Origin of the sequence: Asticcacaulis biprosthecium C19 (assembly GCF_000204015.1) — a bacterium.
In the GTDB taxonomy this organism is placed as follows: Bacteria; Pseudomonadota; Alphaproteobacteria; order Caulobacterales; family Caulobacteraceae; genus Asticcacaulis; species Asticcacaulis biprosthecius.
The window spans coordinates 543,337-562,214 of sequence record NZ_GL883078.1 but is presented as its reverse complement, the minus strand read 5'-3'; the positions used below and the strand labels follow the sequence as shown (position 1 = coordinate 562,214).

The window sequence follows — 18,878 nt, the reverse complement described above, 5'->3', positions numbered from 1 at the left end:
AGACCTATTATGACCCAACTGCATCCTGTTATTGCCGAAGTCACAGCCGCCATCGCCGACCGCTCCACGGAGTTGCGGGCCCAGTTCATGCGCCGCGCCGACCGCTACAAGTCGGATGAGCCGCGGCGCAAGAAGCTGTCCTGCGCCAACTATGCCCACGTCGTGGCGGCCTCGACCGACACCGACAAGCTGCAGCAGGCGTTGGACGCCGTGCCCAATATCGGCATCGTGACCTCGTATAACGACATGCTGTCGGCCCACCAGCCGTACCACGACTACCCCGAAAAGATCCGCGCCTTCGCCCGCAAGTTCGGCGCCACCACCCAGGTCGCCGGCGGCGTGCCGGCCATGTGTGACGGCGTGACCCAGGGCCGTCCGGGGATGGAACTGTCGCTGTTTTCGCGCGACGTCATCGCCATGTCGACGGCGATTTCACTTAGCCATGATGCCTTCGATGCCGCCCTGATGCTGGGCATCTGCGACAAGATCGTGCCGGGCCTGGTCATCGGCGCCCTGTCGTTTGCTCATCTGCCGATCATCTTCGTGCCGTCCGGTCCGATGTCGTCAGGCCTGCCCAATCCGGAAAAAGCCAAGATCCGGACCATGTATGCCCTGGGCCAGGTCGGCCGCGACAAGCTGCTGGAAGCCGAGATGGCGTCGTACCACGCCGCCGGCACCTGCACCTTCTATGGCACAGCCAACTCCAACCAGATGCTGATGGAGATGATGGGCCTGCACGTGCCGGGCGCAGCCTTTGTGTCGCCGGGCACCGGCCTGCGTGATGCCCTGACCAATGCCGCCGTCGAACGCGCGGCGAAGACCGCCGAGAATTCCAAAAACCCGAAGCGCATGGCCGACGTCATCGACGTACGCGCCATCGTCAACGGCGTCATTGGCCTGCTGGCCACGGGCGGTTCGACCAACCACGCCCTGCACCTACCGGCCATGGCCCGGGCGGCGGGCTACATCCTGACTCTCGAAGATATGGACAAGCTGTCCTCCGTCGTGCCGCTTCTGGCGCGGGTCTATCCCAACGGCGCCGGCGACGTGAACCACTTCCACGCCGCGGGCGGTATCGGCTTCGTCATTCGCGAACTGCTGTCGGCCGGCCTGCTGCACGGCGATGTCACCACCATCTGGGGTGAGGGCATGGAAGACTACACCCGCGAGCCCTACCTGCAGGACGGTGTCCTGACCTGGCGCGATTCGCCGGAGAAGAGTCTGGACGAAACCATCCTGCGCGGCGTCGCCAGCCCGTTCTCGCCGGAAGGCGGCTTGCGGGAAATCAAGGGCAATATCGGCCGCGCGGTCGCCAAGGTGTCGGCCGTCAAGCCGGAGCACCAGGTGGTCGAAGGACCGTGCGTGGTGTTCGACGATCAGGACGACTTCCTGGCGGCCTTCAAGGCCAAGGAACTCCCGCAAGGCGATTTTGTTTGCGTCGTCCGGTTCCAGGGGCCAAAAGCCAATGGTATGCCGGAACTGCATTCGCTGACGCCGGGCCTGTCGTCGATTCTGGATGCCGGCCGCAAGGTCGCCCTGGTCTCCGATGGACGCATGTCCGGCGCTTCGGGAAAGGTGCCGGCCGTCATCCATCTGGTGCCGGAAGCCATGGATGGTGGACCGATTGCCAAGCTGAGAAACGGCGACCTGTTGCGGGTCGACTGTGAAAAAGGCACTATTGACTACCTCGGAGATGCCGCCGAGTTCGCTCAAAGAGCAAACGCCTTACAGCCCGAAGAGGCTGATGGTGTAGGACGGGAACTCTTCGCCCACATGCGCAGATCGGTCGGACCGGCTGACGCGGGTGGCGCGGTATTTTGGTAAAGACATAGTATGACAGCGCATTTTGAGACGGGATCCGTCATCACTTCATCGCAACCCCTACGGGGTCTGGTTGGCGACATCGGCGGCACCAACGCCCGATTTGCCATTGCCGAGCGCGTCGCCGGCAAGACCACCCTGGCCAATTTCAAGTCGCTGGAGTGCGAGGACTACAAGGACGTCTATGACGCCCTGACTGGTTATTTCGCCATGATCGGCGGCAAGCCGGAGCTCGACTTTACGGTTGTGGCCGTGGCCGGTCCGGTCAAGGACGGGGCGATCCAGTTCACCAACCTCGACTGGCTGGTGCGCGAGGACCTGCTGGGCCAGACGACCGGCGCGCGCAAGACGCGGCTGATCAACGACTACGCTGCCCTGGCCTTCGCGCTGCCGCACCTGGGCGATGCCGACACCAAGACCATCGGCGCCGTCAAGACAGGCTTTGGCAATGTCCACGCCGTCATGGGCGCCGGCACCGGTTTCGGCGCCTCGGTTCTGGTCGGCGGTGAATTTGGTCCCTACTGTCTGTCGACCGAAAGCGGCCACATCTCGTTTGCGCCGGTCAACGACTACGAAAGCGAAATCCTGCGCGTGCTGCGCAAAAAGTACGGCCGCGTCACGGTCGAGATGCTGCTGTCGGGTCCGGGCCTGGTCAATCTGTATCATGCGATTTCGGCGATCCGCGGTGAACCGGCGCACGACTTTACCCCGGCCCAGATCACCCATCTGGACGGCGAGGATGCCACCGGCTCGCGCTATACCGTTGAGGCCTTCCTGGACATCATGGCCAGCGTCTGCGGCGACCTGTCCCTGGCGCATGGCGCCACCTCGGGGATGTTCATCGCCGGTGGGATTGCGCCGCGTCTGATCAAGCATATCGACGAGCTGCGTTTCCGTGCCCGCATGGAAGCCAAGGCGCCGCTGGCCCACATCGTGGCCGCTACGCCCTCGCGCATCATCATCCATCCGTACGCGGCCTTGCTCGGTTCGGCCAATGCTTTGACGGATGTCCAGATAACCGCGTAAGTTAAAAATAGTGGGTCCACAGATTTCACAGATTACACAGATTTTTCAGGGGTTGGATTGAATCTCCGGAGCGACCGGTCGGGCATGTGATCGGCGCGAAGCGCCCCTAAAAAAACTGTGTAATCTGTGTAATCTGTGGATCGCCTTTTACCGGCAGTGTATGCGTGCGCCGGCCCATCAAGAGGATTCCCCATGCCGACCCATCCCGACGTAGAAAAGTTCATGACCTTGGGCCCGGTTCTGCCGGTGATGGTGATCCCGAGCCTCGACCAGGCCCTTCCCCTCGCCGATGCCCTGCTGAAGGGCGGAATCCGCGCCCTGGAAATCACCCTGCGCACCGATTGCGCCTTGGACGCCATCAAGCTGATCGCCAAGGAACGTCCGGACGCCGTCGTCGGCGCCGGGACGGTGCTGACGCCCAAGGATGCCGAAAAGGCCGCCAAGGCCGGCGCCAAGTTCCTCGTCTCGCCTGGCCTGACCAAGACCCTGGCCCATCAGGACGCCGCACCACTTCTGCCGGGCGTGGCGACGTCTTCCGAAGTGATGAAGGCCATTGAGTGGGGCTTTACCCACCTGAAGTTTTTCCCGGCGGTGCCGGCCGGCGGTGTGCCTTATCTGAAGGGCATCGGCGGTCCGCTGCCCCAGGTCAAGTTCTGCCCGACCGGCGGCATAGATGCCGGCAATGCGGCGCAGTTCCTGGCTCTGGACAATGTGCTGTGCGTCGGCGGTTCGTGGGTCGCGCCGGCCAAGGCCATGAAGGACGGCAATTGGAACGAGATTTCGCGCCTGGCCGCCGAGGCGGTCGCGACCTTCGGCAAGAAGAAGGCCGAACCAACGATCTGATGAAATTACCTCTCCCCGTTTACGGGGAGAGGACGAGGGCGGAACGAAGTGAACGCGATCGGGTGAGGGGCTTTCAGTTTAAGGACCTACTCCTGAGCGGTTGACAAAGCTGTCACAGACGCAGAATGGTGTCACACAACACCTTTTGGTGATGTCGCGACAACGCAGGACACTGTCATTGGCACAACCGCCTAAAGCGCTTTCTAACCCCGCAAGCGCGGTTTCGACCATCAATGACGTGGCACGCCTGGCCGGCGTATCGATCAAGACCGTCTCACGTGTCATGAACGACGAACCCAATGTGCGCGACGAAACCCGCGCCAAGGTCAAGGAAGCTGCCAACCTGCTGCATTATCGGCCGAACCTGCTGGCCAGGTCCCTTGCCGGCGCGCGCAGCTTCATGATCGGCCTGCTCTACGATAACCCCAGCCAGTCCTACGTCTACGACCTTCAGATGGGCGCCATCAGGCGTTGCCGCCAGAGCGGCTATCACGTCATGGCCGAGCCCCAGGATGCCCACGCCCCCGACCTGGAGCGCGCCATCGGCGGGCTGCTCGCCACGATCCGGCTGGACGGCGTCATCCTCACGCCGCCGCTGTGCGACATGGCGGTCGTGCTGCAAACCATCGAAGCCGCCGGCGTGCCCTATGTCCGCGTTGCGCCGTTTCTCTATCCCGACCGGTCGGCTGCGGTGCGCATGGACGACGCCAAAGCCGCTTACGAGATGACGCAGCACCTCCTGAACTTGGGTCACCGCGATATTGGCTTTATCCTCGGCCACCCGGAACACGGCGCCTCGCACCTGCGCTATGAGGGCTATGTCAAGGCCATGCGCGACGCCGGCATGGAACCGCGCGCCGAATGGGTCAAGCAGGGCTATTTCAGCTTCGAATCCGGCATCGACGCGGCTAAGTCGCTGTTCGCCGGCGCCGAACGTCCGACAGCGGTCTTCGCCAGCAACGACTCGATGGCGTTCGGTATGATCGCCCACTGTCACCAGACCGGCATCCGCGTGCCGGACGACGTCTCGGTTGTCGGCTTCGACGACACGCCGGGCGCGCTGCTGGTGTGGCCGCACCTGACCACGATCCGCCAGCCGATCGAGGACCTGGCCCACCAGGCCGCCGACATGCTGCTGGCCCGGGCCAATGGCGAGTACGCCGGCCACCCCGGCGATACTCGGCTGCTGCCGTTCGAGCTGATCGCGCGTCAGTCGGCCGCAAGGCTGTAGACCGCCTTTATTCCACAACCAGGCAAACCGCATGCGGAACTTATTTTATTTCCGCTAGGACACGCCATCTCTGTGGCGGGCACATCGTGTGCCTGCAACCAGACCTGTGGGGGGCGTCCATGTACTCTTCTATAGCGCCTGCCTCGGCCGGTTTGCCTTGCCCGTAAGCCTGTTTTGAACCGATGACCAAGATGATCATTACACCCGACCGGGATACCGAACTCTTGCCGCTGCGCGTGCTGGTGGTCGACGACAATGTGCCGTCCGCCCAGACGCTGGAATGGACCATCGAAACCTTTGGTGATGAGGTTCGCAGTTGCCATGACGGCCGCACGGCACTGCGTGAAGCGCATGACTTCCTGCCGGATGTGATCCTGCTGGACCTGGCCATGCCGGGTATGGATGGCATCGAGGTCTGTCGGCAACTGCGCAAGGACTCTTCGCTGGCCGGCGTCAAGATCATTGCTCAGACGGGCCACGCCGGACCGGAGCACAAGCGCATGACGGCGGCCGCAGGCTTCGACCTCCACCTGGTCAAGCCGGTGGATCCCAATGTCCTGGCCGACATGCTGCATCTGCTGAGGACCAATCCGCTGCGTCGACATCGCTGATGCTGGACTGCCTGATCATCGGCGGTGGTCCGGCAGGTCTGACGGCGGCCATCTATCTGGCGCGGTTTCGGCGCCAGGTCATGGTCATCGACGATGGCCAGAGTCGTACGTCGCTCATTCCGGTGTCGCATAATTTCCCCGGCTTTCCGCAGGGTGTGACCGGTGATGGCCTGCTGAGACGGTTGCGCGAGCAATTGGCGCCCTATGAGGTCCACTGCCGCGAAGGCCGGGTCGAAGCGCTGGAAAGGGCCGGCGATCGGTTTATCGCCCGCACGACCGAAGGCACGATTGACGCCAGAACCGTACTCCTCGCTACGGGCATCACCGACGCCGGGCTGGACATGGCGCGACTGGAGCCTGCCATTCGTGCCGGAACTGTGCGCCTGTGCCCGGTCTGCGACGGCTTCGAAGCCATCGACAAGCAGGTGGCCGTCGTCGCCCGCAGCGATCACGCCGTCGGCCATGCCCTGTTCCTGCGTACCTACACCGGCCACCTGACTCTGGTCCATGTCGGTAAGCCCGACGGGCTCGATGATGCGGCGAGGGGGCAGCTTGCCGACGCCGGCATCCAACTGATCGAAGGCGTTACCATCGATCTTGAGGTCGATGGTACAGGGCCTTGCGTCGCGGTCGATGGCGTTCGGCACGGCTTCGACACCGTTTATCCGATGTTCGGCTGCCGGCCGCGGGCAGGGCTGGCCGAAACGCTGGGCGCCAAGCGCGACGACAAGGGTGAACTGATTGTCGGTGCCTATCAGGAAACGACGGTGCCGGGGTTATTTGCAGCCGGCGACGTCGTCAGCGGGCTGAACCAGATCAGCGTCGCCTGCGGTCACGCCGCCATCGCCGCCTGCCATATCCATCACGAACTACCAAGGGCGTGGTAGCAGTTATTCTGATCCTCCCCCGCACGCGGTGGAGGATAAGCAAAAAAAACCCGACGGTTCTTGCGAACCGTCGGGATCAAAGGCCAGTGCCTTCCAAATAATGCCACATTTAAGAAGGCGCTTTAAAACCACATAACGCCCGGACTGTGAAAAAGGGAAAGAAGTCCGATCGTCAGCCAGCGGTTTTAAACACAAACCTGAGGCACCGAGGTGCAACAGGAAACAGGGTAAGCGTATCTATAACCGCAAACTGACAACGCTGTCAAATAGATAATGAAAGCAAAAATATTTTTCATATGAAACCGAGACTTACATCGGTTTCAGGGGGTAAAGACCGTATTAAGCCCGCTTGACCTTAGCTGATAGCGCTGTCAATAATCGCCGCCAACAGCCTGGGGCCGGTCACAAATTTGGTCACATGGGCGAGTGCGGTGAGGGGCATTCCGCGGGCAGCTTTGTTCCGCGCTCCTAACCATGCTACAAAGTCGAAAACCGTTGGGAAAAGCGCTTTAAGGAGCCACATGTCTCTTACGTCACCGTCCGTCACGATGAACCCCTCCGCCCGCTTCAAGCGCCTGCTCAAGCTGGGCACCGCCTTTGGCCTGGCCCTGTCGCTCTCGGTAACGGGGGGTGTCACCGCCGCGCAGGCCGGCGATGTCGAAGCCGTTCTGGCGCAAATGCCGGCGAAGGCCGCGCCCGCTGCCATCGACCTGGCCGCCAAGAAGAAAAAGGCCAAGGCCAAAAAGCGGGCCCCGCGCAAGGCCACCAAAAAGGCTGCCGCCAAGAAGCCGGCCGCGCCGAAAGCAGACGCCATTATCCCGGTCGATCCCGCCTGGCCGGTCGTGCCTGACGCCGGCATTGCCGATGCGGCGACCGAGGCGCGCATCACCGAGATCATGAGCCAGATGACGCTGGAGGAAAAGGTCGGTCAGACCGTCCAGGCCGACATCAACTTCATCACGCCGGAAGAGCTGAAGACCTATCCGCTGGGTTCGATCCTGGCCGGCGGCAACTCTTCGCCGGGGCAGAACGAACGCGCCACGCCGGATGCCTGGCTGCAACTCGCTGACGACTACTGGCGCGCCTCGCTGGAATATCCGTCAAAGGTCAAGATCCCGGTCCTGTTCGGCATCGACGCCGTCCATGGCCACTCCAACCTGGTCGGCGCGGTCATCTTCCCGCACAATGTTGGCCTGGGCGCCGCGCACAACCCCGAACTGATCCGCAAGATTGGCGAGGCCACCGCTAAGGAAATGGCCGTAGCCGGGGTCGACTGGACCTTCGCCCCGACCGTCGCCGTCGCCCGCGACAAGCGCTGGGGCCGGGCCTATGAGTCCTATTCCGAAAATCCGGCCGACGTTGCCGCCTATTCCGGCTATATGGTCGAGGGCCTGCAAGGCGCCGAAGGTGCCCGCACCGGCATCAAACCCGGCAACATCATGTCGACGGCCAAGCACTATCTCGGCGACGGCGGCACCACCGGCGGCAAGGACCAGGGCGACGCCGAGATGAGCGAGTCCGACCTGGCCCGCATCCACAATGCCGGTTATCCGCCGGCGATCGAAGCCGGCACCTTGTCGGTCATGATCTCCTTTTCGTCGTGGAACGGCCAGAAGCTGGCCGGCAGCAAGAAGCTCATCACGGGCGCCCTGAAACAGCGCATGGGCTTCGACGGTTTCGCCATTACCGACTGGAACGCCCACCGCCAGATCCCGGGCTGCGAGCAGGACGACTGCCCTCAGGCCATCAATGCCGGTGTCGATATGTACATGGCGCCGGACACCTGGAAGGCCGTCTATACCCACCTGCTGGCCGATGTGAAGTCGGGCGAGGTGCCGATGGCGCGCCTGGACGACGCCGTCCGCCGCATCCTGCGCGCCAAGATCAAGGGCGGTCTGTTCGAGCTGGGCGCCCCGAAGGACCGCGCCATGTCCGGTCAATGGCAGGTTCTGGGCTCGCCGGAACACCGCGCCATCGCCCGCCAGGCCGTGCGCGAATCCCTGGTGCTGATCAAGAACAACAACCGCATCCTGCCGCTGCGCGGTTCCGACCATATCCTGGTTACCGGCTCGGGCGCCCATGATGTCGGCAAGCAGTCGGGCGGCTGGACCATCACCTGGCAAGGCACGGGCAATTCGCGCGAAGACTTCCCCAACGCTCAGTCGATCTGGGAAGGCATTGCCGAAACCACCGAACGTTACGGCGGCACGGCCTCGCTCAGCGTTGACGGCGTCTATAAGGAAAAGCCGGACGTGGCCGTCGTGGTCATCGGTGAGGATCCCTATGCCGAGTTCCAGGGGGATCGTCCGAACCTGGACTACCAGCCTGGCGACGCCACCGACCTGGCCCTGATCAAGAAGCTGAAGGACGCCGGCATTCCGGTCGTCACTGTCTTCCTGTCGGGCCGCCCGATGTGGACCAACCCGGAAATCAACGCTTCGGATGCGTTTGTGGCGGCTTGGCTGCCCGGCACCGAAGGCGGCGGCGTTGCCGACGTGATCGTCGCCGACGCCGACAAGCGGCCGCGTAACGATTTCAAGGGCAAGCTGACCTTCTCGTGGCCCAAGGCCGCCAACCAGCAGCCGCTTAATGTCGGCACGATGGATTACGATCCGCAGTTTGCCTACGGTTACGGCCTGACCTATCTCAACGACGGTTATGTGCCCGTCCTGTCGGAAGAATCCGGCCTGGCCGAAGAGGCTGTGGTCAATGTCGACACCTATTTCGCCTCCGGCCGCATCAAGGCGCCGTGGAGCCTGAACCTGATCGACGTGTCGGGCAGCACCTCGGGCGACCAGGGTGTCTTCTCCAGCCCGGGCGGCGCCGTGAGCCAGAGCGCGGTCGATGCCGGCAAACAGGAGGCCGGCCGTTCGCTGACCTTCTCGGGTTCCGGCCGCGGCCAGGCCGCCATCTCCGGTGCCCCCGTCGACCTCAGCCGCCAGACCACGGGCAAGATGACGCTTGGCGTCACCTATCGCCTCGATGCGCCTGTCCAGGGGCCTGTCCTGCTGGGCATGGGCGTGGACGCCTCATCAACTCATCCGGTCAATATCGCCTCGGCGTTGACGGCGCCGGTCGGCGAGTGGGCAACGGTGAAGGTCACCCTGGACTGTTTCGTCGCCGCGGGCGTTGACGTCAGCAAGGTCGGCGTGCCGTTCTCGCTGACCAGCGATGCGCCGCTGAAGATAAGCTATTCCAGCATCAAGATCGCCTCGGACGAAGGCGACGCGACCTGTCCTAAATAAAGACCGACCTTATACCTCCCCGCGCTCTCCGCGCGGGGAGGTATAAACACAGAGCGGCGAATTTCATCGCCGCCACACACCTGTTGAGACTTGCGCATTGATTCAGCCCGCGGGCTGTGTCATTTGTAGTATAATTAACCAGGCCCGGCCTCAAACCGGGCTGTCTTACAGGGGGCAATCATGCCTGATTTGAAAAGTCTCATGCCGACAGCGAACTTCCTGTCGAACATGGATATCTGGATCGTGCTGTTCTACGTGGTATCGATCTTCATCCTGGCCCAGGTCGTGTCGCGCCGCAAAGCCGGCGAAGAAACCACCTCCAAGGGCTACTTCTTAGCGAATAACCAACTGCCCTGGTGGGCCATCGGCGCCTCGCTGATCGCGGCCAATATCTCGGCCGAGCAGATCATCGGCATGTCGGGTTCGGGCTATCGCATCGGCCTGGCCATCGCCTCCTATGAATGGATGGCGGCCATCACGCTGATCATCGTCGGCAAGTACTTCCTGCCGGTGTTCCTGAAGAACGGCGTGACGACCATGCCGGGCTTTCTGCAGCAACGCTTCGGCCCCAGCGTCAAGTACCTGATGGCCGTCTTCTGGCTGATCCTCTACATCTTCGTCAACCTGACCACCATCCTGTGGCTGGGCGGTACCGCGATCACCACGGTGACCGGTATTTCGCCGCTGACCGCCTTGATCTTCCTCGGTGTCTTCGCCCTGGCTTATCAGCTCTACGGCGGTCTGAAGGCTGTCGCCCTGACCGACATCGTTCAGGTGGGGCTGCTGATCATAGGGGGGCTGATCATCGTCTTCATCACCTATTCCAAGATCGGCGGCGACGCCGGCATGATCGGTGGCCTGACGATGGTCTATGAAAGGTTCCCCGAACATTTCGATATGATCCTGGCCAAGGACAGCCCCTTCTACAAGGACCTGCCCGGTATTGCCGTCCTGATCGGCGGCATGTGGATTATGAACATCTCCTACTGGGGCTTCAATCAGTACATCATCCAGCGCGCCCTGGCTGCCAAGGACCTGCCCGAAGCGCAGAAGGGCATCGCTTTTGCCGCCTATCTCAAGCTGCTGATGCCGGTCATCGTCGTCCTGCCGGGCATTGCCGCCCTGATCCTGTCGCCGGGCCTCGAGCCCGCTGACAAGGCCTATCCGGAAATGATGAAGCTGCTGCCCGCCGGTCTTCTGGGCCTGGTCTTCGCAGCCCTGGTCGCGGCGGTCATCGCCTCGACGGCGTCTAAGATCAATTCAATTGCCACCATCTTTACCATCGACATCATCGCACCGCTCAACAAGTCGATCCCGGACGACAAGCTGGTGACGGTCGGCCGCATCGCTTCGGTTGTCGCCGTCGCCATCGCCATCGCCACGGCCGAACCGCTGCTGGGCCAACTGGACCAGGCCTTCCAGTATATCCAGGATTTCACCGGCTTCTTCACGCCGGCGATCGTGGTCATCTTCGCGCTGGGTATGTTCTGGAAGCGCGCCTCGACGGCCGGCGCCTTTGCCGCCGTCGCCGGCGGCTTCCTGGCCTCATGCTTCTTCTACCTGGTCTCCTACGTCCACAAGACGCCGGTCCCGGGGCTGGAAGCTCTGACGGCGCTGCCCGACATGCCGTTCATGAACCGCGTCGGCTGGGTGTTCTGGCTGTCTCTGGCCATGTGCGTGATCGTGTCGCTGGTCGTACCGAACAAACGCGAAGTCTCGACCCTGACTCTGGAAGGCGTCAGCTTCAAGACGACACCCGTGTTCAATGTGCTCGCAGTCGGCGTTTTGATTATTCTGATCGCGCTCTACGCCATGTTCTGGTGACAACCCTACTGCGGCGGGCTGCGAACCGTCATCCGGCTGCGATACGGTGCTCACGTACTCGTCAAGTACGCTCCGCTCCGTTTCTCGTCGGCTAACGGTTCTCGCCGCGCCGCAGCGGGTTGTCGTATAGCGCAAAAAAGAAACGCGGCCGGAGCGATCTGGCCGCGTTTTTCGTTGTCCGATATCGCACCTGCAAAATAATCCGTTGACGAAACGTCCCGCCGTGTCTTGACTGTCCGCTTACGGAGGGCATCGATGCGGACTCTGGCGGCGATTCTGCTGGTAATAGGGGTGATGGTGACAGGTCAGGCCAAGGCCATGCCGTGGGACAAGCCGCGCACCGCGATCGTGCTGGCCTTCGATCCCGAATGGGACGCACTGCTGCCGCACATCGAAGCGGCGAAAACCGAAACTCACGACGGCGTCACCTATGTCACCGGACGTATCGGCGACGAACCCGTGGTTATGGCCCTGAGCGGCGTCTCCATGGTCAATGCCGCCATGAATACCCAGCGCCTGCTCGGCCACTACAAGGTATCGCGCATCGTCATGTCGGGCATTGCTGGCGGCGTCGACCCCAGCCTGAACATTGGCGATATCGTTGTGGCTGACGCCTGGTCCCAGCCGATGGAAACCCTGACCGCCCGCGAAACCCGGGAAGGCTATATCCCGCCGGCCTGGCTATGGGGCATGTCGGCGAAACCGAACTTCGGCATGTTCCTGCCGCGCCAGGTGCGTATCGGGACCATCGACTACGACAATTTCCCGGCTGATCCCGCTCTGCTCGCCCTGGCGCACAAACTCGAACCCATGCCGCTGAAACAATGCGTCTCCGACACCTTGTGCCTGGACCATGCGCCCAAGGTCGTGGTCGGCGGGGAGGGGGTAAGCGCGGCCTCCTTCATCGACAATATCGAGTATCGCAACTATCTGCACACCGCGTTTTCGGCGCGCGTGACCGACATGGAGTCGGCGGCGGTGGCCCAGGTCGCCTTTGCCAATAAGGTGCCGTTCATCGCCTTCCGTTCGCTTTCCGACCTGGCCGGCGGCGACGCCGACGTCAACCACATGATGGCCTTCATGACCCTGGCGTCGGAGAACTCAGCGGCGGTCGTCGTCGCTTTCATCAAGGCCTTGCCAAAACCATGAACACGTCGATCTCAACCGCATGCGACATCGCATCAATGGGCTCCTCTTTTCTTATACTCCCCCGCTATGCGGGGGAGGTGTCTGCAAGCGGAGCGCGGCAGACGGAGGGGGGATTTCTTGGCGCGATAGTTGATGAAGCGCGGCCTCAAAACGATGAGGGGATCATCGAAAGGATGCTTCTATGACCTTCCTTGACAAGTACTTCAACCTCACCGCCCAGGGCACCAGCGTCCGGACCGAAGTCGTCGCCGGTTTCACCACCTTTCTGACCATGGCCTATATCATCCTGGTCAACCCGGCGATCCTGTCCCAGACCGGTATGCCCATTGCCGCCATCGCCGCCGCCACATGCCTGTCGGCGGCATTCGCCTCGATCCTGATGGGTTTGGTCGCCAACTATCCCCTGGCCCTGGCCCCCGGCATGGGTCTGAACGCCTATTTCACCTTTACCGTCGTCAAGGGGATGGGCCTGCCGTGGCAGGTGGCGCTGGGCTGCGTCTTTATTTCGGGCGTCTGTTTTCTGATCCTGACCTTTGCCGGCGTCCGTCAACTGATCGTCAATGCCATCCCCAAGCCCTTGTTCGCCGCCGTGGCAGCCGGGATCGGGCTGTTCATCGCCTTTATCGGCCTGAAAGAAGCCGGCATTATCGTCGCCAATCCAGCCACGACCGTCGCCCTGGGCGACCTGCATGCCCCGACGCCGCTACTGGCCTTGGCGGGGCTGCTGATCATTGCCGTACTCAATGCCTGGCGGGTCAAGGGGGCCATTCTGATCGGCGTCGTGACGACCGCCGCCATCGGCTGGGCCCTGCAATTGGTCACCTACACACCGCAGCCCTATAACCTGATGGCGATGACAGCGACCGTGGGCCAGCTCGATATCGCCGGCGCACTCGACATCGGCAAGACCGGCTTCGGCGTGCTGGAAATCATCTTCGTCTTCCTCTTTGTCGATCTGTTCGACAATGTCGGCACCCTGGTCGGGGTCAGCAAGCGTGCTGGCCTGATCGATGTCGACGGCAAGATCCCGCGTCTGAACCGCATCCTCACCGTCGACTCCATCGCAACCATGGTCGGGTCCTTCTTCGGCACCTCGACGGTGACCAGCTATATCGAAAGCGCTGCCGGGGTGCAGGCCGGCGGCCGCACCGGCCTGACGGCTGTGGTAACAGGCCTGCTGTTCCTGGTGGCGCTGTTCTTCGCGCCCTATGCCCAGTTCATCCCGGCCGCCGCCACTGCGCCGGCCCTGATCATCGTCGGCGCCATGATGATGAAGCCCCTGGCCGAAATCGAATGGGACGATCCCATCGATGCCCTGCCGGCCTTCCTGATCCTGATCGGCATTCCACTGACCTTCTCGATCGCGAATGGTCTCGCTTTTGGCATCACCGCCTATGCTCTGCTGAAACTGCTGCGCGGCAAGGCGGGCTGGAGCGACTGGATGCTGCTGGTCCTGGCGGGCTTGTTCGTGGTGCGCTTCGTCTACCTGAGCGCCGGATAGGCTTGGGACTTCCCCGCCGCGCCGCCGGTTTCGCGATCCACAGATTTCACAAATTATTCAAAGTCTTAATCTGTGAAATCTGTGAAATCTGTGGACCCACTTTTACCACCGACAACCCTTGCGCCTGGCTCCCGGTCATGACACTGATACCGCATTCAGGAGGCATAGAATGGACCGGCGGCATCTCTTCAAAACAGGTTTGGCGGCGGCGGGTCTGACAGCACTGCCGACCTTGGCTAGGGCCGATACGCCCATCGTGCCGATCCGCGTTAATGAACCCGATGTCTTCCGCACTACAGTCTGCCTGCGGCCGTTCCGCGCCGCCGGACCGCGTATTGAAACCGAGACGGTCGGCCGCAAGATTGTCGTCCATAACTACGGCCATGGCGGCAGCGGTTGGTCGCTGTCCTGGGGTTCCGCCGAAGCGGCGGTCAAACTGGCCATGCAATCCTCACCCGAGAAGATCGCGGTCATCGGCGCCGGCGCCCTGGGCCTGACCGCCGCGATCACGGCGCAAAGGGCCGGGGCCGACGTCACCATCTACGCCAAGGAACGCTTCCCCTTTGTGCGCTCGGCTCGGGCGACCGGCACCTGGTCACCCGATTCCCGCGTTGCCAAGGAGTCAGCCGTCGACGCCGGTTTCGCCGATCGTTGGGAGCGTATGGCGCGCACCTCCCTGGCCTTTCATCGCGGCTTCGTCGGCCTGGGTGGCAATCCGGTCGAATGGCTGGACCAGTATATGCTCCGCCGCAACCCATCACCCCCGCCTGGTACCCCGGAACCGCCTTCGACCGATGAAGATCCCGGCTTTATCTATCTGGAAGATCGGCTGCGCGACGTGGTCCCGCGGTCGCACGCCTATCAGGGTCCGCATCCGTTCGACGCGGCCGAAGTCCGCCGCTTGTCACAAATGACCTTCAATGTCGCGTCCTACTGCCATCAACTCGAAAGTGACTTCCTCGCCGCCGGCGGCCGCTTCGAAACCATGGAGTTCCATTCGCCGTCTGACCTGTCGCGGTTGAAGGAAAAAGTGGTGATCAACTGCACTGGCTACGGCGCCCGCGCGCTGTGGAAGGACGAGAGCATCACCCCTGTGCGCGGCCAGATCGTCTGGCTGGTGCCGCAACCGGACGTGCATTACGGTTTTTACGCCCGCGGTTTGCTGGTGCTGGCGCGGCGCGACGGCATCGTCGTCCAGGCGACCGGCGGAGAAATGTCGGGCTGGAACGATGACAACGAAAGCCCGGATCCGGAGGCGGCAAAGGCGGCGCTCGAAACACTCAAGGGAGTTTTCCTTCCGGCGTGATGCGTTGACTCCGCCACATGGGGCGTGTGCAATGACCGCCGCAGATTCTCACGCGCGAAGCCTTGCCATGACGGATGCCCTGACCCTGACCGATGTTCTCAGCGAAGAGGACATTGCCGACTTCTGCACAGACAGCGCGTTTGCGGCGGGACGGCGCTACCAGCGGCAGGAGCGTGTGGCAGGACTCACCGTCACCGCCGATCTGACGCACATCTCGGCCAAGGTTCAAGGCACGGCCCCGCGCCCCTATGCCACGGACATTCACCTCGATCTCGATGACGTCCATGTCCAGCAGATCAACGGCAGTTGCTCCTGTCCCGTTGGCTTCAACTGTAAGCATGTCGTGGCGACGCTGTTCGAGGCGTTGCAGACCGGTGGCGAAGTGGCCGGGCCACCACAGACCCAATCGCGCATCGACGCGTTGTTCACGCCCTCGCGGCCGGCCCCGGTCATCGACGCCGCTGAACGGCCATCGCCCGAAGTGGCGCAATGGCTCGAAATCGTCGGTAAGGCCGCACGGGCCGAGGTCGCTGCGCCCGAGGCCAAGGCGCAGGTGGCCTACATCCTGGCCGGCATAGACATGCGCAAGCCAACTCTGTTCCTGGGCATCGAAGTCGTCTCCGTCCGGCGAGACAAGAACGGCGCCTATAAGGGAAAGACGGGCCGGCAGAACCTCAATCAGTTCGACCCGTTGCGCGCGCCTGCCTTTTACCGCGACAGCGACTTGAAGATTTGTTCGTTATTGTCACGCACCTCTGGCTACAGCTACGGATCCCCCGCCCAGCACGTCCATCCGTCGGTGCAGCGCGAGATCATGGAAAGGGTTATGGCCACCGGCCGGGCCTATTGGCAGTCACCGAACAAGCCGCTGAGCTGGAGCGGGCCTCGTCAGGGCAAGATCGTGTGGGAAACGTTGACGTCCGGTGTTCAACCCGTTCTGAAGGTCGATGGCGCGATCGCCCTGAACGGCGAACCTCCGGTTTACGTCGATCCCAATCAGGGCACTATCGGCGAACTGGACTTGCCCGTGGCGCCCCAACTAGCCTACCGCCTGCTGAGCGCGCCGGTGATTGCGCCGGGACAGGTCCAGGCTGTTGCCGAAGCGCTTGGCGGTCATCTTCCCGCCGAGATGACCCCGCCACCGCCGCAACCGCCTTTGATCATCGATGGCGACCCCGTGCCTGTGGTGACCTTGCGGACCGGACGTGTCACCTATTACCAATCCTACAGCGTCCCCGCCAAGATCATCCCTTTGGCGACGCTCGGCTTCCGCTACGGTCCCCTGACCGTGGACCTGGGTGAAGCGCGGCCGGTCATCACCGGAGTTCATGAAGGGCGGCGTTTCGAGGTTATCCGTCGGCCGGAGCTGGAGCGCGAGGCACTTGCCAGATTGCTGTCGGTGGGCCTTGCCCCGTCCCGTGGCGTCTATCCGGCCCTGGAATGGAACCACGAACGCGATGTCACCTTCTCCACGCCGGCAGAGTGGTATGCCTTCCTGTCGCGGGACAAGCCGGTTCTGGACCATGAAGGCTTTATCTTTGTTACCGACGTTCACTTCCCCTATAATCTCGTCGCACCGGGGAGCGACTTTACGGCGGATATCACGCCGTCCGGCACCGACTGGTTCGATCTCGACCTGGGGGTGGAGGTCGACGGAAAGCGTGTCGATCTGGGGAACCTGCTGGCCGATCTGGTGCGCAGCAAGGACTTCGACGTCGAGGTCCTAAAACAGATTGCGGGTGAAGAGGGCAGCCTGTACCTGCCGATGCTCGGCGGGCGTATCCTGACTCTCACCGCGGCGCATTACCTGCCAGTGATCCTGGCCCTGTACCAATTGCAGCAGACGGGTGTTTCCATCCGCAACGGCGCGAGACTGTCGCGGGCGGAACTGGCTCTGCTGGCCGGAGTTGAAGCCGACACCGGGGCTATCTTCCGCGGCCAGGACGGGCTGCGCCAAATGGCCCGGCGGCTGGGAGCGACATCGGAGCTGACCGCGCCGGTCTTGCCGAAAAGCTTTTCCGCCACGCTGCGGCCCTACCAGGCCGAGGGCATGGCCTGGCTCGATCTGCTGCGGGAAACGCAGCTGGGCGGCATATTGGCGGACGATATGGGATTGGGCAAGACCGTCCAGATCCTGGCCCTGCTGGCCGTGGAAAAGGCCGCCGGCCGGTTGGAGAAGCCGGCCCTGATCCTGGCACCCACCAGCCTGATGGGCAACTGGCAGAACGAAGCCCGCCGGTTCGCGCCGGACCTGCGCACACTCGTCCTGCACGGCAGCGGCCGCAAGGCGCTCTTCGACGATATTGCCGACAGCGACATCGTCCTGACCACCTATCCCCTGATTTCCAAGGATCACCCTGTCCTGCTGGCGTGCGACTGGCATATGGCAGTGCTAGACGAAGCCCAGACGATCAAGAACCCCAATGCCCAGACCACGCGGCTCCTGCGCGACCTGAAGGCCGTACACCGCTTCTGCCTGACGGGTACGCCGATGGAGAACCACCTCGGCGAAATGTGGTCCCTGATGAACTTCGTCAATCCCGGCTATCTCGGCGACAAGACCGAGTTCGGCCGCACCTGGCGCAACCCGATCGAGAAACACGGCGATACCGGACGCCAGATCGCCCTGGCCCGCCGTATCCGTCCGTTCATGTTGCGCCGGACCAAGGCCGTGGTGGCCCACGAACTGCCGCCCAAGACGGATATCGTCGAGCCCATCATTTTCGAACCGGCGCAACGTCAGGTCTATGACGCCGTGCGCATGGTAATGCATAAGCGGGTGCGCGACGCCATTGCCGAAAAGGGCTTGGCCAAAAGCCATATCGTCGTCCTTGACGCCCTGCTCAAGCTGCGTCAGGTCTGCTGTGATCCGCGGCTTCTGCCGCAGGATGACGGCAAAGCGCCGGCGCCCTCGGCCAAGCTGGAACGGCTGATGGAAATGCTTGAGGAGTTGCTGAGCGAAGGCCGCAAGATCGTCGTCTTTTCACAATTCACCTCCATGCTGGCCCTGATCATCGAGCGCCTTGACGCAGCCGGCATCGCCTTCAGCCTGCTCACCGGCACCACCCGGGACCGTCCCGCCGCGGTCGACCGCTTTCAGTCGGGGGAGGTGAATCTCTTCCTGGTCAGCCTGAAGGCAGGCGGTGTCGGGTTGAACCTGACCGCGGCCGATACGGTCATTCTTTACGATCCGTGGTGGAATCCCGCTGTCGAAGCCCAGGCGATCGACCGTGCCTACCGCATCGGCCAGGACAAGCCCGTCTTCGTCTATCGCATGACCGCTTCCGATACGATCGAGGACAAGATGACGGGCTTGAAGGCGAAAAAGCAGGCCCTGGCCGATGGCCTATTCGACGAGGAGGGCGGTGTCTCTCCGGCCCTGTCTGAAGATGACATCGCGGAGCTCTTTGGCGCCTGACTTGCCAATTGGCGGC

General features: G+C 62.7%; 12 protein-coding genes. All 12 read left to right on the top strand.

Translation table 11 applies throughout. The annotated features are described in order from the left end of the window. Positions 1-9: 9 nt before the first annotated feature. The 12 genes from edd (at position 10) to ABI_RS12935 (ending at position 18,862) form a co-directional block, all read left to right on the top strand. Positions 10-1,824, top strand: a complete 1,815-nt coding sequence (edd, locus tag ABI_RS13000; RefSeq protein WP_006273469.1) for a phosphogluconate dehydratase — start codon at positions 10-12, stop codon at positions 1,822-1,824. Between the two features lie 9 nt (positions 1,825-1,833). Continuing rightward, positions 1,834-2,847: a glucokinase gene (locus ABI_RS12995; RefSeq protein WP_006273468.1), complete on the top strand. Its 1,014-nt coding sequence runs from the start codon at positions 1,834-1,836 to the stop codon at positions 2,845-2,847. A 192-nt stretch (positions 2,848-3,039) separates the two neighbouring features. Continuing rightward, positions 3,040-3,690: a bifunctional 4-hydroxy-2-oxoglutarate aldolase/2-dehydro-3-deoxy-phosphogluconate aldolase gene (gene eda / locus ABI_RS12990; protein WP_006273466.1), complete on the top strand. Its 651-nt coding sequence runs from the start codon at positions 3,040-3,042 to the stop codon at positions 3,688-3,690. 178 nt (positions 3,691-3,868) lie between these two features. Continuing rightward, a complete protein-coding gene (locus tag ABI_RS12985) occupies positions 3,869-4,921 on the top strand; it encodes a LacI family DNA-binding transcriptional regulator (RefSeq protein ID WP_006273465.1) in 1,053 nt (350 codons plus the stop codon). Positions 4,922-5,112: 191 nt separating this feature from the next. After that, a complete protein-coding gene (locus ABI_RS12980) occupies positions 5,113-5,532 on the top strand; it encodes a response regulator (RefSeq protein WP_169313732.1) in 420 nt (139 codons plus the stop codon). After that, entirely contained in the window at positions 5,532-6,419 is an 888-nt protein-coding gene (locus tag ABI_RS12975) for an NAD(P)/FAD-dependent oxidoreductase (RefSeq protein ID WP_006273463.1), read from the top strand. Before ABI_RS12980 ends, ABI_RS12975 begins: the two co-directional genes overlap by 1 nt. A 521-nt stretch (positions 6,420-6,940) precedes the next feature. Next, positions 6,941-9,664, top strand: a complete 2,724-nt coding sequence (locus ABI_RS12965) for a glycoside hydrolase family 3 protein (protein ID WP_245531349.1) — start codon at positions 6,941-6,943, stop codon at positions 9,662-9,664. A gap of 180 nt (positions 9,665-9,844) precedes the next feature. Beyond that, on the top strand, positions 9,845-11,488 hold the full coding sequence (locus ABI_RS12960) for a sodium:solute symporter family transporter (RefSeq protein WP_157138887.1): 1,644 nt from the start codon (positions 9,845-9,847) through the stop codon (positions 11,486-11,488). Between the two features lie 255 nt (positions 11,489-11,743). Beyond that, complete coding sequence (locus ABI_RS12955; protein WP_006273460.1) at positions 11,744-12,637, top strand: 5'-methylthioadenosine/S-adenosylhomocysteine nucleosidase; 894 nt, start codon at positions 11,744-11,746, stop codon at positions 12,635-12,637. Between the two features lie 181 nt (positions 12,638-12,818). Then, positions 12,819-14,138: an NCS2 family permease gene (locus ABI_RS12945; protein WP_006273459.1), complete on the top strand. Its 1,320-nt coding sequence runs from the start codon at positions 12,819-12,821 to the stop codon at positions 14,136-14,138. A gap of 169 nt (positions 14,139-14,307) precedes the next feature. Next, the gene (locus ABI_RS12940) at positions 14,308-15,444 is read left to right on the top strand and encodes an FAD-dependent oxidoreductase (RefSeq protein WP_006273458.1); all 1,137 of its coding nucleotides are present in this window, start codon (positions 14,308-14,310) and stop codon (positions 15,442-15,444) included. Between the two features lie 67 nt (positions 15,445-15,511). Further along, a complete protein-coding gene (locus tag ABI_RS12935) occupies positions 15,512-18,862 on the top strand; it encodes a DEAD/DEAH box helicase (RefSeq protein ID WP_050808289.1) in 3,351 nt (1,116 codons plus the stop codon). Positions 18,863-18,878 lie beyond the last annotated feature (16 nt).